This is a genomic window from Streptomyces sp. NPDC056169 (genome assembly GCF_042268445.1).
Lineage (GTDB): Bacteria > Actinomycetota > Actinomycetes > Streptomycetales > Streptomycetaceae > Streptomyces.
Genome location: NZ_JBHJUO010000012.1, coordinates 287,854 through 312,627 on the forward strand (window position 1 = coordinate 287,854; position 24,774 = coordinate 312,627).

Annotated in this window: 19 protein-coding genes; 15 read left to right on the forward strand and 4 right to left on the reverse strand. The window is 73.4% G+C overall.

Going from position 1 to position 24,774, the window contains the following annotated elements:
- The first annotated feature begins 74 nt into the window (after window positions 1-74).
- The 6 genes from iolC to ACFC0G_RS21955 all read left to right on the forward strand — a co-directional run bounded on the left by iolC (window position 75) and on the right by ACFC0G_RS21955 (window position 9,078).
- Window positions 75-1,022: a 5-dehydro-2-deoxygluconokinase gene (gene iolC, locus ACFC0G_RS21930; RefSeq protein WP_376405776.1), complete on the forward strand. Its 948-nt coding sequence runs from the start codon at window positions 75-77 to the stop codon at window positions 1,020-1,022.
- Between the two features lie 10 nt (window positions 1,023-1,032).
- Window positions 1,033-1,926, forward strand: a complete 894-nt coding sequence (iolB, locus tag ACFC0G_RS21935; protein ID WP_376405684.1) for a 5-deoxy-glucuronate isomerase — start codon at window positions 1,033-1,035, stop codon at window positions 1,924-1,926.
- Window positions 1,923-3,791 (forward strand): 3D-(3,5/4)-trihydroxycyclohexane-1,2-dione acylhydrolase (decyclizing), encoded by a 1,869-nt coding sequence (gene iolD, locus ACFC0G_RS21940; protein ID WP_376405686.1) that lies wholly within the window; start codon window positions 1,923-1,925, stop codon window positions 3,789-3,791. Before iolB ends, iolD begins: the two co-directional genes overlap by 4 nt.
- A gap of 14 nt (window positions 3,792-3,805) precedes the next feature.
- Window positions 3,806-5,317: a CoA-acylating methylmalonate-semialdehyde dehydrogenase gene (gene mmsA, locus ACFC0G_RS21945; protein ID WP_376405688.1), complete on the forward strand. Its 1,512-nt coding sequence runs from the start codon at window positions 3,806-3,808 to the stop codon at window positions 5,315-5,317.
- Between the two features lie 207 nt (window positions 5,318-5,524).
- Window positions 5,525-8,194: a CocE/NonD family hydrolase gene (locus ACFC0G_RS21950; protein WP_376405690.1), complete on the forward strand. Its 2,670-nt coding sequence runs from the start codon at window positions 5,525-5,527 to the stop codon at window positions 8,192-8,194.
- Window positions 8,191-9,078: an ABC transporter permease gene (locus ACFC0G_RS21955; protein ID WP_376405692.1), complete on the forward strand. Its 888-nt coding sequence runs from the start codon at window positions 8,191-8,193 to the stop codon at window positions 9,076-9,078. Before ACFC0G_RS21950 ends, ACFC0G_RS21955 begins: the two co-directional genes overlap by 4 nt.
- A 6-nt stretch (window positions 9,079-9,084) precedes the next feature.
- Here ACFC0G_RS21955 and ACFC0G_RS21960 read toward each other — a convergent pair whose 3' ends face one another.
- The gene (locus ACFC0G_RS21960) at window positions 9,085-9,804 is read right to left on the reverse strand and encodes a DNA-binding response regulator (protein ID WP_376405694.1); all 720 of its coding nucleotides are present in this window, start codon (window positions 9,802-9,804) and stop codon (window positions 9,085-9,087) included.
- Between the two features lie 215 nt (window positions 9,805-10,019).
- On the opposite strand from ACFC0G_RS21960, the gene ACFC0G_RS21965 reads away from it, so the two are divergent.
- The 4 genes from ACFC0G_RS21965 (at window position 10,020) to ACFC0G_RS21980 (ending at window position 15,768) form a co-directional block, all read left to right on the forward strand.
- A complete protein-coding gene (locus ACFC0G_RS21965) occupies window positions 10,020-11,666 on the forward strand; it encodes a VWA domain-containing protein (RefSeq protein WP_376405696.1) in 1,647 nt (548 codons plus the stop codon).
- A 201-nt stretch (window positions 11,667-11,867) separates the two neighbouring features.
- A complete protein-coding gene (locus tag ACFC0G_RS21970; RefSeq protein ID WP_376405698.1) occupies window positions 11,868-12,347 on the forward strand; it encodes a DUF1772 domain-containing protein in 480 nt (159 codons plus the stop codon).
- A gap of 297 nt (window positions 12,348-12,644) precedes the next feature.
- Window positions 12,645-13,586 (forward strand): BTAD domain-containing putative transcriptional regulator, encoded by a 942-nt coding sequence (locus tag ACFC0G_RS21975; RefSeq protein WP_376405700.1) that lies wholly within the window; start codon window positions 12,645-12,647, stop codon window positions 13,584-13,586.
- A gap of 169 nt (window positions 13,587-13,755) precedes the next feature.
- A complete protein-coding gene (locus ACFC0G_RS21980) occupies window positions 13,756-15,768 on the forward strand; it encodes a helix-turn-helix domain-containing protein (RefSeq protein ID WP_376405702.1) in 2,013 nt (670 codons plus the stop codon).
- Window positions 15,769-15,795: 27 nt separating this feature from the next.
- Here ACFC0G_RS21980 and ACFC0G_RS21985 read toward each other — a convergent pair whose 3' ends face one another.
- Window positions 15,796-17,061, reverse strand: coding sequence for an IS701 family transposase (locus ACFC0G_RS21985; RefSeq protein ID WP_376405704.1), 1,266 nt, complete (start codon window positions 17,059-17,061; stop codon window positions 15,796-15,798).
- A 375-nt stretch (window positions 17,062-17,436) separates the two neighbouring features.
- Between ACFC0G_RS21985 and crcB (ACFC0G_RS21990) the strand changes: the two genes are divergently transcribed.
- On the forward strand, window positions 17,437-17,859 hold the full coding sequence (crcB, locus tag ACFC0G_RS21990; RefSeq protein ID WP_376405706.1) for a fluoride efflux transporter CrcB: 423 nt from the start codon (window positions 17,437-17,439) through the stop codon (window positions 17,857-17,859).
- A complete protein-coding gene (gene crcB, locus ACFC0G_RS21995; protein WP_376405708.1) occupies window positions 17,856-18,209 on the forward strand; it encodes a fluoride efflux transporter CrcB in 354 nt (117 codons plus the stop codon). Before crcB (ACFC0G_RS21990) ends, crcB (ACFC0G_RS21995) begins: the two co-directional genes overlap by 4 nt.
- A gap of 59 nt (window positions 18,210-18,268) precedes the next feature.
- Here the strand turns inward: crcB (ACFC0G_RS21995) and pucL are convergent, their stop codons facing one another.
- Together pucL and ACFC0G_RS22005 are read right to left on the reverse strand one after the other, a co-directional pair.
- Window positions 18,269-19,186, reverse strand: a complete 918-nt coding sequence (gene pucL / locus ACFC0G_RS22000; protein WP_376405711.1) for a factor-independent urate hydroxylase — start codon at window positions 19,184-19,186, stop codon at window positions 18,269-18,271.
- A 199-nt stretch (window positions 19,187-19,385) separates the two neighbouring features.
- Window positions 19,386-20,534, reverse strand: a complete 1,149-nt coding sequence (locus tag ACFC0G_RS22005) for a winged helix DNA-binding domain-containing protein (protein WP_376405713.1) — start codon at window positions 20,532-20,534, stop codon at window positions 19,386-19,388.
- A 47-nt stretch (window positions 20,535-20,581) separates the two neighbouring features.
- On the opposite strand from ACFC0G_RS22005, the gene ACFC0G_RS22010 reads away from it, so the two are divergent.
- The 3 genes from ACFC0G_RS22010 (at window position 20,582) to ACFC0G_RS22020 (ending at window position 24,711) form a co-directional block, all read left to right on the forward strand.
- A complete protein-coding gene (locus ACFC0G_RS22010) occupies window positions 20,582-22,228 on the forward strand; it encodes a DUF2079 domain-containing protein (protein ID WP_376405715.1) in 1,647 nt (548 codons plus the stop codon).
- A 133-nt stretch (window positions 22,229-22,361) separates the two neighbouring features.
- Window positions 22,362-23,228 carry a hypothetical protein gene (locus ACFC0G_RS22015; protein ID WP_376405717.1) on the forward strand — a complete coding sequence of 289 codons (867 nt, stop codon included), beginning with the start codon at window positions 22,362-22,364 and terminating at the stop codon, window positions 23,226-23,228.
- A 145-nt stretch (window positions 23,229-23,373) separates the two neighbouring features.
- Window positions 23,374-24,711, forward strand: a complete 1,338-nt coding sequence (locus ACFC0G_RS22020) for an esterase-like activity of phytase family protein (protein ID WP_376405719.1) — start codon at window positions 23,374-23,376, stop codon at window positions 24,709-24,711.
- Window positions 24,712-24,774: the final 63 nt, after the last annotated feature.

Here is a 24,774-nt window from a genome sequence, read left to right on the forward strand (position 1 = left end):
GCCGACTAGACCTGAGGGCGGGGCCGCAGGCGAAAGAGGGGCGCGTGGAGACGGAGCCGTACGACCTGATCACCATGGGGCGCCTCGGCGTGGACCTGTACCCGCTCCAGAGCGGCGTCGGGCTCGACCGCGTCGAGACGTATCGCAGGTTCCTCGGCGGCTCCCCGGCCAACGTCGCCGTCGCCGCCGCCCGGCTCGGCCGCCGTACCGCGCTCGTCTCCCGCACCGGCGCCGACCCCTTCGGCACCGCGCTCCACCACGACCTCAAGCGCTTCGGCGTGGACGACCGCTGGGTGACCGAGGTCGCGGCCTACCCCACCCCCGTCACCTTCTGCGAACTCTTCCCGCCCGACGACTTCCCGCTCCACTTCTACCGCCACCCCAAGGCCCCCGACCTGGAGATCCACCCGCACGAGCTCGACCTCGACGCGATCCGCGCCGCCCGGGTCTTCTGGGCGACCGGCACCGGCCTGTGCGCCGAACCGAGCCGCGCCGCGACCCTGGAGGCGCTGCGCGCCCGGGCCGGCCGCGAGGTGACGGTCCTCGACCTGGACTGGCGGCCCGTCTTCTGGTCGGACCCGGCCGAGGCCCGCCCGTACTACGCCGAGGCCCTGCGCCACGCGAGCGTCGCCGTCGGCAACCTCGACGAGTGCGAGGTCGCGACCGGCGAGCGCGAACCGCACGCCGCCGCCCGCGCCCTGCTCGCCACCGGCGCGGTCCGGCTCGCCGTCGTCAAGCAGGGCCCCCGGGGCGTCCTCGCGCTCGCCGCCGACGGCACGTCCGCCGAGGTGCCGCCGCTGCCGGTGGACGTCGTCAACGGGCTCGGCGCGGGCGACGCGTTCGGCGGGGCGCTCGTCCACGGCCTCCTCGCCGGCTGGGGCCTCGAACGGACCCTGCGCCACGCCAACGCCGCCGGCGCGATCGTCGCTGGCCGCCTCGCCTGCTCCTCCGCCATGCCGTACGCGGAGGAGATCGCCCAGGCGCTCGCGGCGGGCACGGGAACGATCCCGGAGAAGGGGTAGGGATCCCGCCATGAACTCCGGCCCTTCTCACCCCTCCGGCCCCTCCGGCCCTTCTCACCCCTCCGGTTCCGCTTACCCCACCGGTCCCTCGCGCCCCGAGCGCCTCCACCTGCCCGCCGGGTCCGCCGCCCACGGGCCGTACGCGCTCCGCATCGACCCCGAACGGGCCGGCTGGGAGCACTCCGCCCTCCGGATCCTCACCCTCGGGCCGGGGGAGAACCACTCCTTCGAGAGCGGGGATTCCGAATGGATCGTGCTTCCCCTCTCCGGTGCCTGTAGCGTGCGCGTCGACGGCGACGTGCTCGAACTCCGGGGCCGCGACGACGTGTTCGCGGGAGTGACCGACTTCGCCTACGTACCGCGCGGAGCCCACGCCCAGATCGCCTCCGGCGCGGGAGGCCGCTTCGCTTTGGCAGGAGCGAAGTGCGAGCGACGACTCCCCGCCCGCTACGGCTCCGCGCCGGAGGTTCCCGTCGAGACGCGCGGCAGCGGCAACCGCACCCGCCAGGTGCGGAACTTCGCCGCCGCCGGCGCCTTCGACTGCGACCGGCTGATCGCCGTCGAGGTCGTCACCCCCGGCGGCAACTGGTCGTCCTACCCGCCGCACAAGCACGACGAGCACCGCCCGGGCGCCGAGTCCCTCCTCGAAGAGATCTACTACTACGAGATCGTCGGCCCGCACGGCCTCGCCTACCAGCGGATCTCGCCCTCCCGGCCCGGCGGCGCCGAGCTCCTCGCCGAGGTCGGGGACGGCGACGCCGTGCTCGTACCGGACGGCTGGCACGGGCCGTCGATCGCCCAGCCGGGTCACGACCTCTACTACCTCAACGTCATGGCGGGCCCCGGAGCCGAACGGGAGTGGAAGATCTCCTTCCATCCGGACCACACGGAGGGATACGCATGAGCATCCGGCTGACCGTCGCCCAGGCGCTCGTCCGCTTCCTCGCCGCCCAGTACACGGAGCGCGACGGGGCCCGGCAGCGGCTGATCGCCGCCACCTGGGGCATCTTCGGCCACGGGAACGTCGCCGGGATCGGCCAGGCGCTGGTCGAAGAGGAGTCGATGCCCTTCCACCAGGGCCGCAACGAGCAGGCCATGGTCCATGCCGCCGTCGGCTACGCCCGCCAGTCGAACCGGCTCTCCGCGCACGCCGTCACCACCTCCATCGGCCCCGGCGCCACCAACCTCGTCACCGGCGCCGCCCTCGCCACGATCAACCACCTGCCGGTCCTGCTCCTCCCCGGCGACACCTTCGCCACCCGCCCCGCCGACCCCGTCCTCCAGCAGCTCCAACTCCCCTACGCCGGTGACGTCTCGGTCAACGACTGCCTGCGCCCCGTCTCGCGGTACTTCGACCGGATCGGCCGCCCCGAGGCGCTGATCCCGGCCGCGCTCGCCGCCATGCGGACCCTCGCCGACCCCGCCGAGACCGGCGCCGTCACCCTCGCGCTGCCCCAGGACGTCCAGGCGGAGGCGTACGACTGGCCGGCGGAGTTCTTCGCCGAGCGGGTCTGGCGGGTGCGCCGCCCCTCCCCGGACGAGGACGAACTGGACGCGGCGGTCGCGGCGATCGGCGCGGCCACCCGTCCGCTGATCGTCGCCGGCGGCGGCGTCCGGTACAGCGGGGCCGAGGAGGCGCTCCACGACTTCGCCGCGCTGACCGGCATCCCGGTCGCCTCCACCCAGGCCGGCAAGGGGTCGCTGCCGCACGGCCACCCCCAGGACGTCGGCGGCGTCGGCCACACCGGCACCGCCGTCGCCGACCACCTGGCCCGTACCGCCGATGTGGTCATCGGCGTCGGCACCCGCTGGACCGACTTCACCACCGCCTCGGGAACGCTCTTCGGCCACCCCTCCGTACGGTTCGTCAACCTCAACGTCGCCGCCTTCGACTCCCACAAGATGGCCGCCCTGCCGCTCGTGGCGGACGCCCGCGAGGGCCTGGAACAGCTCCACACGCTCCTGGAGCCGCACCACGTCGCCGCGCACTACGCGCACGAGTACGCCGAGGAGCGACTCCGCTGGCAGAACCGCGTCGACGCCGCCTACGCCGTCCCCGACGAGGACGCCCGGCCCACCCAGGCCCAGATCCTCGGCGTACTCGACACTCTGGTCGACGGCAGCGACATCCTGATCAACGCCGCAGGCTCGCTCCCCGGCGACCTCCACAAGCTCTGGCGGCCCCGCTCCACGGACCAGTACCACGTCGAATACGGCTACTCCTGCATGGGCTACGAGATCCCCGCGGCCCTCGGCGTCCTGCTCGCCGCGCCCGGCCGGCCCGTCTGGGCGCTCGTCGGCGACGGTACCTATCTCATGAATCCCACCGAAATCGTCACCGCCGTGCAGGAACGACTGCCCCTGCGTCTTGTCATCCTGCAGAACCACGGATACGCCTCCATCGGCGGCCTCTCGGAGGCGGTCGGCGGCGAGCGGTACGGCACCGACTACCGCCACCGGGACGCGGAGGGCGGTTTCACCGGAGCGCCGCTCCCCGTCGACCTCGGGGCCAACGCCGCCTCCCTCGGCATGCGCGTGCTGCGCCCCCGCACCGTGCGTGACCTGCGAGAAGCCCTCGCGGACGCGCGGAAGGCGACGGTTCCCACATGTGTCTACGTCGAGACCGAAACGGCAGACACAGTGTCGGGCCCGCCCCCGGCCCAGGCGTGGTGGGATGTGCCCGTGGCCGAGACGTCGACCCGCCCGTCGGCGGTCAAGGCCCGCGAGGAGTACGACCGGCACGTCACCGCCCGACGCCGCCATCTCTGAAGGAGCATTTCGTCATGACGAACACCGTCAAGACTGTCAACCACTGGATCGGTGGCAAGGCCGTCGAGGGCACGTCGGGCAACTGGGGCCCGGTCACCGACCCGGCCACCGGCGCCGTGACCACCCGTGTCGCGCTCGCCTCCGTCGAGGAGGTGGACGCCGCCGTCGCCGCCGCCAAGGACGCCTTCGCGACCTGGGGCACCTCGTCCCTCGCGCAGCGCACCACGATCCTCTTCAAGTTCCGCGCGCTGCTCGACGCCAACCGCGACGCGATCGCCGAGCTGATCGTCGCCGAGCACGGCAAGGTCCACTCCGACGCGCTCGGCGAGGTCGCCCGCGGCCTGGAGATCGTCGACCTGGCCTGCGGCATCACCGTCCAGCTCAAGGGCGAGCTCTCCACCCAGGTGTCGAACCGCGTGGACGTGGCCTCGATCCGCCAGCCGGTGGGCGTCGTCGCGGGCATCACGCCCTTCAACTTCCCGGCCATGGTGCCGATGTGGATGTTCCCGATCGCCATCGCGACCGGCAACACCTTCATCCTCAAGCCGAGCGAGAAGGACCCGTCGCCGGCCCTGAAGATCGCCGAGCTGCTCGCCGAGGCGGGCCTCCCGGACGGTGTCTTCAACGTCCTGAACGGCGACAAGGTCTCCGTCGACCGCCTCCTGGAGCACCCGGACGTCTCCGCGATCTCCTTCGTGGGCTCGACCCCGATCGCCCGCCACATCCACACCACCGCCTCCGCCAACGGCAAGCGCGTCCAGGCGCTCGGCGGCGCGAAGAACCACATGCTGGTCCTCCCGGACGCCGACCTCGACGCGGCGGCCGACGCGGCCGTCTCGGCGGCGTACGGCTCCGCCGGCGAGCGCTGCATGGCGATCTCCGCGGTCGTGGCCGTCGGCTCCATCGGCGACCAGCTCGTCGACAAGATCCGCGAGCGCGCCGAGAAGATCAAGATCGGCCCCGGCAACGACCCGACCTCCGAGATGGGCCCGCTCATCACGGCCGTCCACCGCGACAAGGTCGCCTCGTACGTCACCGGCGCGGCTGCCGAGGGCTGCGAGGTCGTCCTCGACGGCACCGGCTACACGGTCGAGGGCCACGAGGACGGCCACTGGATCGGCCTGTCCCTCCTGGACCACGTGCCGACGACGGCCGCCGCCTACCAGGACGAGATCTTCGGCCCGGTGCTCTGCGTGCTGCGCGCCGACACGTACGAGGAGGGCCTCGCCCTCATCAACGGCTCGCGCTTCGGCAACGGCACCGCGATCTTCACCCGTGACGGCGGCGCGGCCCGCCGCTTCCAGATGGAGGTCGAGGCCGGCATGGTCGGCGTCAACGTGCCGATCCCGGTGCCGGTGGGCTACCACTCCTTCGGTGGCTGGAAGGACTCGCTCTTCGGCGACCACCACATCTACGGCAACGACGGCGTGCACTTCTACACGCGCGGCAAGGTCGTCACCACCCGCTGGCCGGACCCGTCCGACGCCCCGTCCGGCGTGGACCTGGGCTTCCCCCGCAACCACTGACCTGCCGGTCGTGGCCGTGACGAGCGGCTCCTGACGAACGGCCCCCGGTGTGCGTACCGCCGCACACCGGGGGCCGTTCGGCCGTTCGCGCCCCGGGCGCGTACTGCGTCCGGTGTACGGGGTGCCCCTCCGTACGACCCGAGGAGGTCGGGCGCCTCCCCCTCCGGACCGCAGTGCCGCACGAGTCGGCCCGCATAGGCTCGACCCATGCGACTCCGACTTCCCCGGTGGGCCGCGGTCACCGCCGTCCTCGCCGTCCTCGCGGGTGCCGGCACCTGGACCGCCGTCGCCTCGGACGAACCGCCGCCCGTGCACCGCGCGGACAAGGCGCTCGACATCGACGGCGTACGGCTCGACACCTCGTACTTCACGAGCGGCGGAGGGGAACGGCGCCCCGCCGTCCTCCTCGGCCACGGCTTCGGCGGCTCCAAGAACGACGTCCGCGCCCAGGCCGAGCAGCTCGCCCGCGACGGCTATGCTGTCCTCACCTGGTCCGCCCGCGGCTTCGGCGACTCCACCGGGGAGATCGGCCTCAACGACCCCGACCACGAGGTCGCGGACGTCCGGAAGCTGATCGACTGGCTCGCGGCCCGCCCCGAGGTCCTCCTCGACAAGGCCGGCGACCCGCGCGTCGGCGTCACCGGCGCCTCCTACGGCGGCGCGATCTCCCTGCTCGCCGCCGGACACGACCCGCGCGTCGACGCCGTCGCCCCCCAGATCACCTACTGGAACCTCGCCGACGCCCTCTTCCCGAACGGCGTCTTCAAGAAGCTCTGGGCCGGGATCTTCTTCTCGGCGGGAGACCAGTCCGGCCCGGGCCGCCCCGGCGCGACCGCCCCCGCCGCGACCGCCTGTGGCCGCTTCACCCCCGAGCTCTGCTCCCTCTACCAGCGCGTCGCCGTCAGCGGAAAGCCCGACGCCGCCGCCCGCGCCCTCCTCGAAGCCCGCAGCCCCTCCGCCGTCGGCGACCGCATCACGGTGCCCGCGCTCATCGTCCAGGGCCAGTCCGACTCCCTCTTCACCCTCGCCCAGTCCGACGCCATGGCCCGCACGATCGGCGCCAACGGCGCCCCCGTCGCCGTCGACTGGATCGCCGGCGGCCACGACGGCGGCGACCGCGAGACCGAGCGCGTCGAGCAGCGGATCAGCACGTGGTTCGACCGCTGGCTGAAGCGCGACACCTCCGCCGACACCGGCCCCGCCTTCCGGGTCAGCCGCACCGGCGGCGTCGACTCCACCGACGGACAGGCCACCCTGCGCGCCGCGACGGCCGACCGCTACCCGGGCCTCACCGCCGCCACCGGGGCCACCGAGAGCATCGCCCTCGCCGGGCCCCCGCAGACCTTCGCCAACCCGGCCGGCGCCGCACCGCCCGCCATCTCCGCCGTCCCCGGCCTCGGCGGCGGCCTCTCCGGCCTCTCCTCCCTCGGCGTCGGCCTCTCCCTCGACTTCCCCGGCCAGTACGCCCGCTTCGACGCGAAGCCGCAGGCCGAGGCCGTCCGGATCACCGGCACCCCGACCGTCCGCGTCAAGGTCACCTCCACCGCGGCCGACGGCTCCGCCGTCCTCTTCGCCAAGGTGTACGACGTCGGGCCCGACGGCCGGCAGCAGGTGCTGCCCTCCCAGCTCGTCACCCCCGTCCGCGTCGAGGACGCCAAGGCCGGCCGCGGCGTCGCCCTGACCCTGCCCGCGATCGACCACGAGGTGGAGGCCGGGCACCGGCTGCGGCTCGTCCTCGCCGCCACCGACCTCGGCTACGCCTCCCCGACCGTCCCCGCCGGCTACACCGTCGCCGTCGAGGGCCCGCTGACCGTCCCGACCGCGCCCGGCCTCGACGCCCAGGCCGCCGCCCTGCCCTGGTGGGTCTGGGGCCTGCCGCTCCTCGGCCTCGCCGCCGCCGCGGCCCTCCTCCTGACCGCCCGCCGCCGCACCACCGCCCCCGCGCCGGACCCGGAACTCACCTCCGTACCCCTCCAGATCACCGGTCTCTCCAAGAAGTACGCGGGCGGCGACCGGTACAGCGTCAAGGACCTCTCCTTCCGCGTCGAACAGGGCCAGGTCCTCGGCCTCCTCGGCCCGAACGGCGCCGGAAAGACCACCACCCTGCGCATGCTGATGGGCCTCATCCGGCCCGACGAGGGCGAGATCCGGGTCTTCGGCCAGGCCATCCGCCCCGGCGCCCCGGTCCTCTCCCGGGTCGGCTCCTTCGTCGAGGGCGCCGGCTTCCTGCCGCACCTCTCCGGCCGGGAGAACCTGGATCTGTACTGGAAGGCCACCGGCCGTCCCGCCGAGGACGCCCATGTGGACGACGCCCTGCGGATCGCGAACCTGGGCAGCGCCCTCGAACGCGCCGTACGCACCTACTCGCAGGGCATGCGGCAGCGCCTCGCCATCGCCCAGGCCATGCTCGGCCTGCCGGACCTGCTCATCCTCGACGAGCCGACGAACGGCCTCGACCCGCCGCAGATCCGCGAGATGCGCGAGGTGATGATCCGGTACGCGGCCGAGGGCCGGACCGTCATCGTCTCCAGCCACCTCCTCGCGGAGGTCGAGCAGTCCTGCACCCATCTCGTCGTCATGGACCGGGGCCGGCTCGTCCAGGCCGGACCGGTCGCCGAGATCACCGGCTCCGGCGACACCCTGCTCGTGACGCTGGCCGGTGACGTCGACGACCCGCTCGTCGAGAAGATCGGCGCACTCCCGGGCGTCGGCTCCGCCGCCCGCGCCGACGGCGGGCTCCTCGTCGTCCTCGACGGCACCGACACGACCACCCTCATCGGCGACCTCGTCCGCCTCGACGTACCGCTGACCGGGGTCGGACCGCACCGGCGCCTGGAAGACGCGTTCCTGACCCTGATCGGAGGAGGATCCGCATGAGCGCGCCGACCACCACCACGGCCACCGCGACCCCGGCGGACGTCCCCGCCCCCGGCTACCGGGCCGGACGCACCCTGCCGCTGCGCGTGGAAGCCCTGCGCCAGTGGAAGCGGCGCCGCACCCTGATCATGGGCGGGATCCTCGTCGCCCTGCCCTTCGTGCTGATCGCCGCCTTCGCGATCGGCGGCGCCGGGGACGGCGACCGCAACGGCCGCATCACCCTCATGGACACGGCGACGGCCTCCGGCGCCAACTTCGCGGCGACCTGTCTCTTCGTCTCGGCCGGCTTCCTCCTCGTCGTGCCCGTCGCGCTGTTCTGCGGCGACACCGTCGCCTCCGAGGCGAGCTGGTCCTCGCTGCGCTACCTCCTGGCCGCGCCCGTGCCCCGCTCCCGGCTCCTCGCCTCGAAGCTGGCGGTGGCCCTCGGCTACAGCGCGGCCGCGATGGTCCTGCTGCCGCTCGTGGCCCTGGTCGCGGGCACCGTCGCCTACGGCTGGGGGCCGCTCCAGCTGCCCACCGGCGGCTCCGTGCCCGCCATGGACGCGGTGCTCCGGATCGGTGTCGCCGTCGCGTTCGTCTTCGTCTCCCAACTGGTCACCGCCGGGCTCGCCTTCTGGCTCTCCACCCGCACCGACGCGCCGCTCGGCGCGGTGGGCGGCGCCGTCGGCCTGACCATCGTCGGCAACGTCCTGGACGCCGTCACGGCACTCGGCGACTGGCGCGACTTCCTGCCCGCGCACTGGCAGTTCGCCTGGATCGACGCGCTCCAGCCGCAGCTGGAGTGGGGCGGCATGATCAAGGGAGCGGCGATCTCGGTGACGTACGCCGTGGTCCTCTTCGCCCTGGCCTTCCGCGGCTTCGCCCGCAAGGACATCGTGTCGTAGCCGCGGCTACACCCACCCCCTCCGAGCCGCTTCCGCACCCGCGCGGAAGCGGCTCGTCGTGCCGAGGGCCGCCATCAGCTCGCCGACCCGGCGGCTGTACGTCCGCGCCGACATGCCGAGCCGGGCCGCCGCCGTCTCGTCCGTGAGCCCCGACAGGAGCGCGTCAAGGACCGGCCGCAGCTGCGGCGCGAGATCCCGCGGCGGGGGAGCGGGCGGCGGTACGTACGTCAGCTCCTCGGCCGCCGCCCAGCAGGCGTGGTGCGTCCGGACCAGGGCCTGTACCACCACCGGGTCGCGGATCAGCAGCAGCCCGTTGTAGAGCAGTTCCAGATCGAGCGGGATCGCCGCCACCGTCCGGTCCACGACGATCAGCTTGAACGGGATCGCGTCCGCGAGCCGGGCCCGGCCGGGGATCCGGAGCCCGTCCTCCAGCCGGGGCAGGGCGTGCCGCGGCACGATCCGCCGGACCTCCTCGGCCCGCTCCGCCGCGGCCCGCATGCACGCTCCCGCCAGCTCCAGGAACGGCCCGGGGATCGCGCAGCCCGCGGAGGCGACGGGATCGTCGAAGGTCAGCAGCTCGTGCCGGGTGGAAGCGGCCAGCCCGGCGAGCGCGGCACTGATGCGCCGCGCGCCCCGGACCGGGCGCCCCGCGGGCCGCTGTCCCTCGGTCGCGGCCCGGTTCATCGCCGAACGGGCGAGCATCACGGAGCCCGCGCTCTCTGCCACCGCTGACCACCCCCGCCCGATCGATGTCCACTCCATGTACGCATGTGACTGCACACGGTGACAACCCCTGTTGAGAAGGATGGCGAATCCATGCCACCCTCGTCCGCCCCTGTCGCCGTTGCCACATCGAGATCCATCCGCAACTCCTTCGACTGCTCCGCCCGGCCGCTTCGTTCGTCACATTCACAAGTGCCGTACGAAGAGGGGGAGATCGCATGAGTCGACAGAACGCGGCGGCGAACGGGCGCCGCAGGGCCCGGTTCGGCGCCACGATCGCGGGGCTGCTCGTCGCCGGACTGACCGTCGGCGGCTGCGGCGCGTCTGGCGTGACGGCCGACAAGGCGTCACGCGCCGAGGGCGGCCGCACCGCACCGGGCGCCTCCGGCGGCGGGGCCGCGCAACCGGGGTACGTCGCACCCGGGACGGCGACCCCCGGGGCCGACGCGGCCGCGCCCGGGGAGGGCGAGCAGCGCATCAGGCCCCCCGCCCCCGACTACCTCTCCACCTTCGCCCTCGACGTGGACACCGCCTCGTACGGCTACGCCCGCCGCACCCTCGCCGAGGGCCGGCTGCCCGACCCGTCGACCGTGCGCCCCGAGGAGTTCGTCAACAGCTTCCGCCCCGACTACCCGCGCCCGGCGGACAACGGCTTCGGCGTGAGCCTCGACGGCGCCCGCACCGGCCGGGACGGCTGGTCCCTGGTCCGGGTGGGGCTCGCCACCCGCGGCGCGGACCGGAGCGGCGAACGCCCGCCCGCCGCCCTGACCTTCGTCGTCGACATCTCCGGCTCGATGGCCGAGCCCGGCCGCCTCGACCTCGTCAAGGAGTCCCTCGGGCTCCTCGCCGGCGAGCTCCGCGACGACGACTCGATGGCCCTCGTCACCTTCAGCGACGAGGCCGAGACCCGGCTGCCCATGACCCGCGTCGGAGAGTCCCGCGCCCGGATCCGCCAGGTCGTGGAGTCCCTGGCGACGACCTCGTCCACCAACGTCGAGGCCGGTGTCCGCACCGGCTACGACGTCGCCGTCGAGGGCCGCCGCGAGGGCGCCACCAACCGGGTCGTGCTGCTCTCCGACGCCCTCGCCAACACCGGCGAGACCGACGCGGACGGGATCCTCGCCCGCATCGACGAGGAGCGCAGGGCCCACGGGATCACGCTCTTCGGCGTCGGCGTCGGCAGTGAGTACGGCGACGACTTCATGGAGCGCCTCGCCGACAAGGGCGACGGCCACACGACGTACGTCTCCACCCCCGAGCAGGCCCGGAGGGTCTTCGTCGACCAGCTGCCCGCCCATGTCGAGCTGCGCGCCCGCGACGCCAAGGCGCAGGTCGCCTTCGACCGGCGGACCGTCGAGAGCTTCCGGCTGATCGGGTACGAGAACCGGGAGGTCGCCGACGAGGACTTCCGGAACGACCGGGTGGACGGCGGCGAGGTCGGCGCCGGGCACACCGTCACCGCGCTGTACGTGGTGAAGACCCGGCCCGGGGCGACGGGCCGCGTCGCCACCGCCACGGTCCGCTGGCTCGACCCGGCGACCCGGGCGCCGCACGAGCGGTCCGGCACGGTCGCCGTCGAGGCGCTCGCCGCGGGGCTGTGGGACGGCGGCCACGAGAGCCTCCAGCTGACCGCGATCACCGCCTACTTCGCGGACGCGCTGCGCGGCGGCGGCCTGCCGGGCGACCCCGGGCTCGGCGCGCTCGCGGAGCGGGCGGAGGCGATCGCGGGACGGTCGGGGTCTGCGGTGGTCCGGGAGCTCGCCGAGGCGGTCCGGCAGGCCGAGCGGCTGCGCGGGCCGGCCGCGGAGCCGGGCGACGGCGCCTCCCGGGAGGGCGAGCTGAGGTCGGGCGACCCGTACAGCTGAGGTCGGGTGCCCGTACCGCTGAGTCGGGGCGGCCCGTACAGCCGAGCCGGGCGACCCGTACAGCCGAGCCGGGGCGGCCCGTACGGCTGGGTCAGGGCGGCCCGGGCGACCCGTACGGCCGAAGTCGGTTGACCCGTACAGTTGTTGTCGTGTGACCCGTACTGTCGACGCGCGGGGCGGGTGGCGGGCCAGAATGGCCGCATGGCCACCCTGCTGCTCGCTCTCGCCGTCGGATTCACCGGTCTCTACGCCGGTTTCCTGCTCATCTTCCAGACCGGGATCATGCCCGCCCTCGCCCGTCTGACGGACGCGGAGTTCGTCACGGCGATGCGCCGGATCAACGAATGCGTCCCGAGGGCCGTGTTCCTGCTGGTCTTCCTCGGGGTCGTCGCGTTCCCCGCCGCCGCGTTCCTCGTCCCGGTCGACGGGCGTACGGACACCCAGAAGTGGCTGCTCCTGGCGGGGCTCGTGTGCGCGGCCCTCAACCACCTGGTCACGGTCGCCGGGAACGTCCCGCTGAACGTGGCCCTCGCCTCCTCGGAGCGCCCGGGAGGAGCGGCCGGCGAGGACCCGGCGGCGGTACGGGCCGCCTTCGAGAAGCGGTGGAACGGATTCCACCGGGTGCGTACGGCCCTGATCGTCGTCGCGTTCGGCCTCGTCATCGCCGCCGCCGTGCTGTGAACCGTACCCACCGGGCGGTTTCTGGCGCGAAATCGCGGTTGAGGACCCCTCCCGCGTCCGTAAGGACCCCGGGAAAGCGTACCCCCGAGTCCTGAAACAGCCTTTCGGGGGCCAAAGGTCTAAGCCAGTGACGAAAACTTGACGCCGAAATATCCCCTCAAATGGGGTGAAGCACCCCGATATCACGGGTCAGGTTTCCGTACCCTCCGGTTTCTTATTGACATGCCTACGGGGGTCTTTTCTAATCAACGAGGGTCATCCCGCGCACAGACACCGCACAGGCACTGAGGGGGCAAGGTGGACGTCCGGATTCTGGGGGGACTGTCGGTTCGGGAGAACGGTGTGTCGATCACCCCGACGGCAGCCGCACCGCGGCAGCTGCTCGCCCTGCTCACCGCCAGCGCCGACCAGGTCGTCCCCGTGACGGTCCTGACCGAGGAGCTCTGGCCCTCCGGCGCCCCGCGCGGCGCCCGGGCCGAACTCCAGTCCCACATAGCGGAGCTGCGGTCGCTCATCGCGAGCGCGCTGCGCGGCGCCGATCCGGCGGAGCCCCGTCCGGGCTGGTCCGACCGGCGCACCGCCGACGCGATCCTCGTCTCCCAGCCCGGCGGCTACCGCCTCGACACCGGCGGCGGCGTGCTCGACGTCTGGCAGTTCGAGCGCGCCGCGGGCGCCGGATACCGGGCCATGGAGGCGGGCGACCTCACGCGCGCCGCGCTCCGGCTCGGCGAGGCGCTCGCCCTGTGGCGCGGCGAGCCGTACGCGGGCGTGGCGGCGGGCCCCCGGCTCCGCCGCGAGATCGAGCGCCTCGAAGCGTCCCGCCTCAGCGTGCTCGACCAGTGGGTCGAGGCGCAGCTGGGCCTGGGGCACCACGCCGAGCTGGTCTCCGAACTCTCCGGACTCGTCGCCCGCTACCGCACCAACGAACCCCTGCACGCCCACTACATGGTCGCCCTGCTGCGCTGCGGCCACCACGACGAGGCGCTCGCCGCGTACGAGCGGCTGCGCGCGGCCCTCGCGGCCGAGAGCGGCATGGAGCCCTCGGCGCGCCTGCGCCGGCTGCACCGCTCGGTCCTGGCCGTGCGGAACACCGCGGGCCGCTCCGTCTTCGGCGCCCAGGCACCCGCCCGGCCGCCCTCCCGGATCCCCGCCCACATGGCCGCGCACCTGCCGGCCCATGTGCCCGCCCAGTACAGCCCGGTGCGGGCCCGTCCCGTCCCCGTCGGCTCGCTCGTCTGAGGGGCGGCCGGGGCTCGGGGGGCGTCGTCGGGAACGAAGTACGTCAGGTCGCCGTTGTGGACGTGCGGCACGCCGAGGTTGACCGACTCCCGAAGCCGAATTAATTTCGGCGGGTGGGATGGGTTTCCACCGAGGTGCCCTATTTCGCTCTACTACGGGGGTGGAGGCCATGACCTCGCACGGCGCGGACGCAGCCGGCAGTGCCGACGCGCTGCTCACGGTCCTCGAACTGCTCGCCGGAGGGGCCCCGGCCGCCCGCTTCGAGGCACTCCTCGACGAGGCCCGCCTGACCGGACTCTCCGGCGAGGGGCTCGACCGCCTGGAGCGGGCCGTGAAGCTCGCCGACGAGGTCCGCTCCGGACGCGAGGACGACGCGCGCCGCGAGGCCGGACTCGCCGCCCTCACCGACACCGCGCGCGACCTGACCTTCTCGTACGACCTCGACAGCCTGCTCCGCGTCATCACGCGCCGCGTCCGCCGGCTCCTCGGCCTCGACATGGCGTTCGTGACGCTCCGGGGACAGCACGGCAGCTGCTACGTCCACACCACCGAGGGCGCCCGCGCCGGACTCGACCCCGGCTCCGGCCGGCCGGCCGGACCCCGCCTCGCCCCCGGCTTCAAGATCGCCGAGGGGTACGGACTCGGCGGCGCCGTCCAGCTCCACGGCGAGCCCGTCTGGACCGCCGACTACCTCGCCGACGAGCGGTTCGCCCCCTCGGGCTCCCTCGACGCCGGCGTCCACGCCCCGGCCTTCGACGAGGCCGCGGAGGCCGCCGTCCGGGCCGAAGGGCTGCACGCCATCATGGCCGCGCCGCTGCGCAGCGGCGACGCGGTGATCGGCGTGCTGTACGGGGCGGACCGGCGCGTCCGCGACCACACCTCCGAGGAGCTCGCCCTCCTCGCCGCGCTCGCCGACCTCGCCGCCCTCGCCGTCGAGAAGGCCGGACTCCTCGACCGGACCCGCGCCGAGGTCTCCGAACTGGAGCGGGACAGCTCCCGCGTGCGCACCAGCCTCACCCGGATGCGGCACGTCAGCGAGGCCCACAGCCGCATCATGAACCTCGTCCTCGCGGGCGGCGACCTGGGGAACGTGGCCAAGGCCGCCGGGGACGCCCTCGACGCGACCGTCCTCATCCGCGACCAGGGCGGCCGCGTCCTCGCCGGCGCGGAAATCCCCGGCCTCGACGAGGAGGCCGTCGCCAAGGCCTCGCTCGACGCGCACGCCCGCCGCCGCCCGGTCCTCGCCGACGACGACACCTGGGTCGCCCCGGTCATCGCGGGCTCCGAGGACCTCGGCGGCCTCGTGATCCGCGCCGCGAGCGGGCTCACCGGCGAGGACGAGCGGCTCCTCGAACTCGCCGCCCAGTCCGTCGCCTTCCTCCTCCTGATGCGGCGCTCCACGGCCGTCGCCGAAGGGCCCGTACGCGACGAGCTCCTCGACGACCTCATCGCCGACCCGCCGCACGCGCCGCAGCAGATCGCGCAGCGGGCCCGCCGTCTCGGCGTCGACCTGCGCCGACCGCACGTCCTCGTGCTCGCCCGGCCCGAGGGCGGCGAGCAGGGCCGGGCGGTCGTGTGGGCGTCCTCGTACGCGTACCGCCTCTCCGGTCTGAAGACCGTGCAGGGCGGCTGCATCGTGCTGCTGCTCCCGGGGATCGACGCGTCCGCCGCCGCCAAGGCCGTCGCCGCCGAGCTGTCCCCGCTGCTCGGCCACCCCGTCTCCGTCGCCGCCGCGGGACCCGCCATGAGCCCGGACGGCATCGGCCGGATGCACCTGGAGGCCGGGCGGTGCCTCGACGCGATGAGCGCTCTGGGCGCCACCGGTTCGGCCGCGTCCGTGCACGACCTGGGCTTCCTCGGGATGCTGCTCTCCGACGACCACGACGTGGAGGGCTTCGTCGAGGGGGCGATCGGGCCCGTACTCGACTACGACGCCGAGCGGTTCACCGACCTCACGCGCACCCTGGAGGCGTACTTCGCCTCCGGCGGCAGCCCGACCAACGCGGCCGAGGCGCTGCACGTCCACCCCAACACGGTCTCGCGCCGACTCGAACGGATCGGCGAACTCCTCGGCCCGGAGTGGCAGAAGCCGGGCCAGGTCCTGGAGGTCCAGCTCGCCCTGCGCCTCCAGCGCACCCGCGAGGTCCTCTCCCGGGGCCGGGCCGCCACCGACACCCCCTAAGGGGGGTGCCGGTGGCGTGATCTTCCGTCAGCTCGCCGAGCGTCGCGACGCGTAGCCGGAGTCGTAGGCCGCGTCCCAGTCCGAGGAGGCCAGGAGCGTCGCCGCGTGGGCGGCCGAGGCCAGCGTGATGTGACGGTGCCAGCCGCGGAACGAGCGGCCCACGAAGTCCCGCAGCCCCGCCCCCTCGCCGACCTCCACGAAGTCCCGCTCCACCCGGCGCGCGAGCTTGGTCAGCCGCAGCAGGGAGCCGACGGGGGAGTTGGTCAGATCGCTGATCCACACCCGGGCCGGGGCCCGCCGCGGGTCGTCCCACTCGCCGAGCAGCACCAGGGGACGCATCCGCTCCCCGCCCGGCGTGGGCAGCGCGACCCGGACGGCCGTCGCGAGCGACGTCCGCGAGGTCCGCACACCGGCCACCGTGTCCACCCAGCTCACCGGCCTGCGCAGCCCCTTGAGCGACTCCAGGATCTGGACCGCGGAGAGCGGCCCCGCGCCGAAGCCCGGCAGCGAACGGTCCGCGATCGCCAGCCGCGAACCCGGGCCGATCCGCGCCACGACCGGCACCCCGGCCCCGGCGAGCCGGGTGAGCGCCGCGCGGCCCGCGCCGCCTCGGATGTCGAGGAGCACCGGCTTGCGGGTGACGTCCTGCCAGCGGGCGGTGTCGAGCGCCGCGGCGACCGCGCACTCCTCCAGGGTCTCCTCGCCGGCCTCCTGGGGAACCTCCGCGCGGTCGCGCCGCGTCCGGTCGTTGACCCAGGGGTCCGGCAGGAACAGCCGCCAGTTGACGGGGACGCTCAGCTCGTCGCTCGCGAACCACACCCCGAACGCCTGCTGGCCGTGGAAGACCTGACCGCGCTCCGGGTCGAACCGCCGGTCCACGCCCACCGAGTGCTCCCCGGCCTTCGGGATCGGCATCGGCCGGACCACCCAGGCCTGCGGGCAGCTGTTCCGCTCCAGGAACCGGGCGAGCGAGGCCCGCATGGGCTGCCAGTCCCAGGTCGAGCTGGAGACGAAGTGGTGCAGGCTCTGCTCGGCGGCCGGCCCGCCTATCTGCGCGGCGATGTTCCGGATCGACTTGCGGCCCTGCGCGGTGAGCAGGCCGTGCAGGTACTGCTCGGCCTTCAGGCGCTGGTCGCGGCGCGGGAAGCCGGAGAAGAGCGCGGAACACAGCTCGGCGTAGGCCTCCTCGCCCGAACCGGCCGCACCGACGGGCGAGGCGAGGCTCGAGGGCACCGGCAAGGACGAGACGGCCCCGGTGGTGGCCCTGCGCTTGGTTGCGACGGATGTACTCACGACACTCCTGCCCGAAGGTTGCGCAGCTCCCTCCCGCTGCTCCACCACCGTCGCCCGTCCCCGCCCACGGGGACGAGGTGTACCCGGCACCCGAATCGGCCGCCGAATGGTGGCCGGACCACCTCCCCCTACATCACCCCAGGTCACAGCCGTCTCCATGGCATGGTTCCGGACACCTGGCGCGATGGTCCGGAATACCCCGCGGGGGGATCTGACAGACTCACAGGCCCCGCTTTGACCCGTCGCGTTGCGTGGCCGGACCATCGCAGAGCGAGGCTGCACGGGCCGGCTCCCGGTTAATGCCCCAGGCCGGGGACCGCGCCTGTGCGCCTCGCCTCGACTTCCTCCGCGCCCCGGCCCCGTACCCTTCGGGGCATGGGAACGCGCGGTGAGCTGCCGGTCGTCGGGGCCGTCGCCGCCGGCGGCGCCCTCGGCGCGGTCGCCCGCTACGGCGCCTCGCTGGTGTGGCCGACCCCGCCCCACGCCTTCCCCTGGACGACCTTCACGGTGAACGCGGTGGGCTGCGCGACGCTCGGCGTCCTCATGGTGCTGCTGACCGAGACCCGCATCCGCGTGGCTCCCCATCCGCTGCTCCGCCCCTTTCTGGGCACCGGCTTCTGCGGAGGCTTCACCACCTTCTCGACGTACGCGCTCGACACCCAGCGGCTGCTGGCCGCGGGCGACGCCACCCGAGGCCTCCTCTACATGGGGGCGACCGTGCTCACCGCCCTCGCCGCCGTCTGGGCGGGGGTCGCCGTCACCCGGGCGGTCGCACCGGTGCGGGTGACGCCCGCGTGAACTGGCTCCTGGTCGTGGCGGGCGCCGCCGTCGGCGCGCCCTTGCGCCATCTCACCGACCGGCTGGCGAAGGCCCGCTTCGGCCTCGGCCTTCCCTGGGGCACGTTCGCCGTGAACGTCGTCGGCTCGTTCGTGCTCGGGCTGCTCACCGGCGTCTCCTCGGAGCGGCTGCACCTGCTGCTCGGCACCGGTCTGTGCGGCGCCCTCACCACGTACTCGACCTTCTCGTACGAGACGCTGAAGCTGTACGAGGGCGGGGCGAAGGGGTACGCGGTGCTGAACGTGGCGGGGAGCCTGGCCGCCGGACTCGGAGCCGTATGGCTGGGAGTCGAGACGGCCAGGCCGTGGTGATCCTTACGCGGTGATCCCTACCCGGTGATCCCTAAGTGGTGGTCCCTACGTGGTGGTCCCTACGCGGTGATCCAGTCGCTGGTCGCGATCACCGGCCGCACGCCGTCACGGTGGATGGTGCCCTCGATCAGGCCGTACATCCGGTCGGCCGCGAAGTACACCTCGTTGTCGTTCTTCAGGCCGAACGGCTCCAGGTCCACGAGGAAGTGGTGCTTGTTCGGCAGGTTGAGCCGGACCTCGTTGACCGTGGAGACGTGGTCCAGGACCCGGTCGGCCATCGCGTGCAGGGTCTGCTGGAGCGAGTAGCTGTACGTCTCCGCGAACGCCTCCAGCATGTGGCGCCGCACCTTGTCGTACGAGCGGTCCCAGTCGTGCTCCGCGTCCTCCGCCGCCGGGGCCGAGTTCGCCCAGCGCGCGGTCACCTTGGTGGCGAGGATCCGGTCGTACGCCTCCTGGAGCGTCGTGTACTCGTCCTTGATGAAGCCGTGGAACTCGGAGTTCGTCGAGTTCATCACCGTCAGGTCCTTGAGGCCCGAGAGGACCTGGAGCCCGCTGGTCCCCGAGTAGGTGATCTGCGCGGTGCGGACCTCCTGGCCCTTGCGCACGAAGGAGTGCTGCTCCTTGCGCGTGGGGACGGAGATCCGCTCCCAGGCGTACTCCTCGATCCGGATCTGCGCCTCGTGGATCACGGGCTGCGAGGTCACGAAGTGCCGGGCGAGGAGGATGCCGAAGGCCTCGGGGGAGGCCACGCCGTGCTTCTTGGCGAAGGCGTAGACGGTGTTCTTGGTGGTGTCGGTCGGCAGGCAGTTGCCGTTGTCGCCGGTCAGGTGGACCTCGCGGTACTCGCCGCGCAGCGCCACCGACACGTTCAGGTCGCGGATCTCGTGCCAGGCGCCGTCGTTGCCCTTGCGGGTGACCGTCACGATGCGGTTCTCGGCCTTGCCGTACTGGTTCTGTGCCAGGACGTGCTTGCTCATGTGCTGCTCAGCTCCTGCGGGTACGTGGATACGGATATCCCGTACGCCCGGCGTCCGGCGAACCGTCGTCCCGAAGGTCCGCCCCCCGCCGTCCGGCCCGTGAACGGCGGACCGCCCCGGGACTGACGAGCATCCCGGTCCGTAGGTGGTGTCGGCTCGAAGATATGTGCAGTCCCGGCCACTGGCAATGGCGGCCGAGTCAGGGGGTGGGGAACACCTTCGTCTCGACCACCGGAAGACCCTTGGCCCACCAGTGGTCGTAGCGCCGGTAGACCAGCGGATCCCGGCCCGCCAGGAACGCCCCGAGGGCCGCGGCCTCCCCGGCCAGCTCCTCCCAGACCGGCGCGGGCAGCGGCCGGAACGCCGAGGCCTCGATCCCGCCGTCGACGGCCCGCCAGACCCCGGCGACGTGTCCGTCGACGAGCAGCGTCGGCAGGACGTCGCCGTTCACCCGGATCACGGACTTGCGGTACTCGGGCGGGATGACGCGGCCGCGGTCGGCGTACGCCAGCAGGATGCTGTCCCACATGGCCATCAGCCGGGGCGGGGCGGGCACGTCCTCGTCGGGCCGGGCCGCCCCCGGCACGTCGTACAGCTCCGTCCCGTCGGGGCCCGCCAGGCGCTCGACCCGGTCGCCGAGTGCCGCCAACGCCTCGCGCACCCGGCCCCGTTGCGCCATGGAGAACTGCGCGACGTCCGCCACGGACGCCGGGCCGAACCCCTCCAGATAGCGGCGGACGAGCACCGCCAGGCCCGCGGCGACCGCGTCCGGATCCCTGTGCTCGGGAAGGGTGCTCGCGGTGACGAAGGACTGCGCCGTGCCGTACGACCACGGCGGCCCCGTCGGGGCGTGCCACAGCGGCGCGTACTGCCGGATCATCCGCCAGACCACGGACTCCACCGGTCCACCACGGCCCTCCTCCAGCCGGCGCAGCATCTCGGCGCCGGTCCGCGCCCGCTCGGCGTACGCGAGGAGCCCCGGCAGCAGCGCGTCGGCGTCGGCCGGTGTGAACCCCGCCGCCCTGAACCGGTGGTCACCGAGCCGCGAACCGCGCAGCGTCGGCTCCATGCCCTCGCGGAACGCCCGGTAGTCCTCGACGTGCACCACGTGCAGCGTCAGCCGCATCAGGGTCGACCGCACCGCCCGGAACCCGTCCACGGCGCCGTCGAGCCGCCCCGCGTCGAAACCCGCGACCCGGTTCCACAGCGCCACGTACGGCGAACCCGGCTGCTGCGCCTGGAGGGCGACCACCCGCCGCAGGGCCTCCTCGACGTCGACCGGGGCCCGGTCGAGGAGCAACTGGCGTGCGAGGGTGGAGCGGTTGAGGGCGCGCGCGGTGATCACCATGGCCCGATTCTCGCTCCCGAACGTTCGAGACACGTACTGTCTCGAACATGGGATCGACCTCGACAGCTCCGATACACATACGGAAGCCGCCGGCCGTCCACCCGGTGTCGACGCCGCGGTCGGCACCGTCCGTGTCCCCGCGCGGGCGGGGGGCGGCCCTCACCCTGCTCTGCTTCCTCGTCTGCTTCGGGCTCGGGATGCAGTCCTGGACGGCCCTGCGGCTCACGGGGTTCGACCTCGGGATATTCGACCAGGCGGTGCGCGCGTACGCGCACTTCGAGCTGCCGAGATCGCCGATCAAGAACGTGCACCACGAGTTCCCGCCCGCCTTCTCGCTGCTCGGCGACCACTTCACGCCGGCGCTCGCGCTCCTCGCGCCGCTGTACTGGGTGTGGGACGACCCGCGGGTTCTCCTCTTCGCGCAGGCCGCGCTGTTCGCGGCCGGTGTGCCGGTGGTCCGGCGCATCGCCCGTCACTGCTTCCGGGGCGCCGGTCAGGGCGCCGACCGGGGCGCCGACCGGGGCGCCGACCCGCTGGTCGTCCGCAGGGCGGCCGACCTCGGCGGGCTGGTGTACGCGGTGGGCTGGCCGCTCCTCAACTCCTCCTACAACGGTTTCCACGAGGTGGCCTTCGCGGTGCCGTTCACCCTCCTGATGCTGGAACGGGGACTGGCCCGCCGGTACGCGGCGGCGGCCTGCTGGGCGCTCCTGCTGTGCGCGACGAAGGAGGACATGGGCCTGGTGGCCGGTGCGTTCGGCCTGGTCCTGGCGGTACGCGCGCACCGCGCGGGCGACCGCGCGGGCCGGGCCACGGGCGCCGCGCTGGCCCTCGCCGGGCCCCTCGTATCGGCCGCCGCCATCACCTGGTTCCTCCCGGCGATGGGCGGCCCGGACGGCTACTACTGGTCGTACGGAAGCCTCGGCGCCGACCCGGGCGCCGCACTGGCCCACGTCCTGACGGCCCCGTGGGTGCTGCTCCAGGTCTCCGTCACCCCCTTCGTCAAAGTCGCCATGCTGGCCTGGATCCTGGGCACGCTCGCCCTGCTGCCGCTCGGCTCGCCGACCTTCCTGCTCGCCGTGCCCCTCCTCGCGGAGCGGGTGCTCTCGGACAATCCGAACCACTGGCCGGTGATCAACCACTACGACGCGTTCCTGTGGCCGATCCTGGTCACGGCGTCCCTGGAGACACTCGCCCGCCTCCACAAGAACCGCGCGGTGGCGCGGAGATGGGCGCTCGCAGCGGTCGCGCTCTCCTCGGCGGCGGCCGTCACGCTCGGCCTCGGTCTCCTCGTCCGCCCGGACCAGTGGACACCCAGCCCGGACAAGCGACCTCTCGCCACGGCCGCGGAACTCATCCCGGACGGCGCGACGGTGGAGGCGGACAACACCATCGCCCCGCGCCTGACGGCCCGTTCACACGTGGTCATCGCCGACGCGACGCCGCGGGGCGCGGACTGGGTGCTCCTCCGCGTGGAGCACAGGACGTTCCCCTTCGCGTCGACGGACGACCAGAGCGCGCGCGTCGAACTCCTCCTGGACCACGGCTACACGGAGGTCTGGCGCCACGACGGCACGGTCCTGCTTCACCGCACCACCCGGACCCCGATCCCCGGCCTCCGCGTCCCCGGCCCGGACAGCACCCCGGTCCGCGAGGCCGTCCCGGACGACGTGGGCACGAACCTGCTGCTGCGCTAGCGCCTGCCAGCGGCGGAGGCCGGGGTGTCGCCGCCGTTTCGCCGACGGCGGAGGCCGGGGTGTCGCCGCCGGTTCACCGACCCCACGCCCGGCCGTCACGCGCCCCTCACCCTCCCTCGTGACGATCAGCGGCATGACCTTCACCTCCCGGGCCGCGCGCCCGGCCGCCGCCGGTTCCGCCCTCGCCCTCGCCGTCGCCGTCGCGCTCCTCGCCCCGACCTCGCCGGCGTACGCCGCCGCCAACGCCGTACCGACGTACGAGGTGAAGATCAACCTCACCGCGGCGGCGCTGGACTCGGCCTACGCCCCGAGCGCGGCGGTCAAGTCGGCGTTCGGCATCACCGGCTCCGCCAAGGCCCGTTCGTACAGCTACTACGACACCGACGGCCTGGCGCTCGACGCCCAGGGGTGGAGCGTCCGCCTCCGCCACAAGAGCGGATCCTCCTTCGAGGAGACGTACAAGAAGCGGTTCCCCGTCACGAACGGCGACATCAACGCCGCCCTCACCACGGCCAACGCCGCCGGGTTCTCCAGCAGCGACACCAACTACAAGGCCGAGGTCGACTGGGGCTACGCCAAGCAGACCCTCAGCTTCAGCAACGAGAAGAGCCACAGCGCGAGCGGCTACTCGGGCACGGCGCTGCCGACGAGCACGACCGGCCGCACCTGGCTCGTCAACGACATCCCCGGCAAGCTGGAGGACTGGAGCAGCGCCGACTGGGGCAAGAACACGCTCCAGGTCTCCCGCGCGCACGGGCCGGTGACCGCGAAGGTGTACGGCGGCGCCTGGGGCCCCTCGGACGACGCGAGCATCGAGGTGCTGCCGGTCGTCGGAGCGGGCGGCACGGGCACGGAGTACGTCGTCGAGCTGTCGTTCAAGACGGACTCGTACGCCGACGCGGCCGCGCTGCACGAGGACGCCATCGCCGTCGCCGAGACGAACGGCTGGCTCCACCACGGCGACATCCTCAAGACGCAGCTGATCCTCGACCGCTACTGACCGCCACCGGCACCGCCTTCGGCTGCCGCAGACGCGCGTTCACCCAGGACTCACCCGTTCGCCGTGAACACGTAGCCGGGCGTTGCGCGCGGAACCGCACGATGAGCCCGCGCTCACCCGCCCGTACGTGTCCAAGGAGTTCAGATTGAATCCGCGTCTCCTGCGCCGGCCCGCCGCCGTGGTGCTTCCCGTCTCCGCCGCCCTCGCGCTCTCGGTGGTGGTGGGGACGGCCGACGCGACGCCGGCCCACCACGGCTCCACCGCGCGGGTCGTCTCCGCCTCGACCCTGCCCGACCTCCCGCTCGCCGCCTTCAGCAACGGCCTGCTGCCGGGCAGCGTCCAGGACGACCGGGGCGTCGACCTGGGCGGCATCGGCAGCGACCTGTACCCGGCCGAACGACCCGGTGAGTACTGGACGGTGACCGACCGCGGCCCCAACGGCCAGATAGCCGTCGGCAAGGACAAGCGCCGCACGTTCCCCGTGCCCGGTTTCGACCCGGCGATCGTGAAGATCCGGGCGGTCGGCGGCCGCGTCCAGGTCCTGAAGGCCCTGCCGCTCACCACCGCCTCCGGCGCCCCCGTGACCGGCCTGCCCAACCAGCCCGGCCGCGACGAGGCCCCGTACACGTACGACGCCTCCACCCCGCTCCCGTACAACCCGAACGGCCTGGACACCGAGGGCATCGTGCGGGACCGGGACGGCAGCTTCTGGCTCGTGGACGAGTACGGCCCCTCGCTCGTGCACGTCTCCGCGAAGGGCCGGGTGCTCGCGCGCCACGTCCCGAAGGGCCTCGGCCTCACCGGCGCCGACTACCCGGTGATCGAGTCGCTCCCGTCGATCTTCCTCCAGCGCAAGATCAACCGAGGCTTCGAGGGCCTCGCGCTGCTCCCCGGCGGCGACCTGGTCATGGCCCTGCAGAGCCCGCTGCTCAACCCCGACAAGGTCGCGGGCGAGAACTCCCGCACCACGCGCCTGCTGCGCTTCTCGACGCGTACGCACGAGGTCACCGCCGAGTACGCCTACCGCTTCGACCCGGTCGAGGTCGTCGAGCCCGGCCAGACCAAGACCTCCGAGCTCAAGATCTCCGCCCTCGTCGCCCTCGGCCGCGACCGCCTCCTCGTCCAGGAGCGCACCGACAAGGCCTCCCGCGTGTACGAGGTGAACCTCCGCCGCGGCACGGACATCCTCGACACCACCTGGGACACGGCCGCCGGCCCGACCCTTGAGCAGCTCGACGACGCGGCGTCGGCGGAGGTCCCGGTCCTCGCCAAGCGCCTGGTCGTCGACCTGAACACCGTCGAGGGAGTCCCCGGCAAGATCGAGGGCATCGCCCTCGAAGGCCGCTCGACCCTCGTCCTGCTCAACGACAACGACTTCGGCATGACGGACGGCCCCGCGGCCTTCGACACGGCGGGCCGCCTGGTCGACAGCGACGTGGAGACGACCCTGGTCCGCGTCCGCCTGCCGCACCCGGTCCGCTGAAGACCGAGGTCCGCTGACGACCGAGGGCCCGATCCCGACCGCCCTGACCGTCCGGTCGGGGCG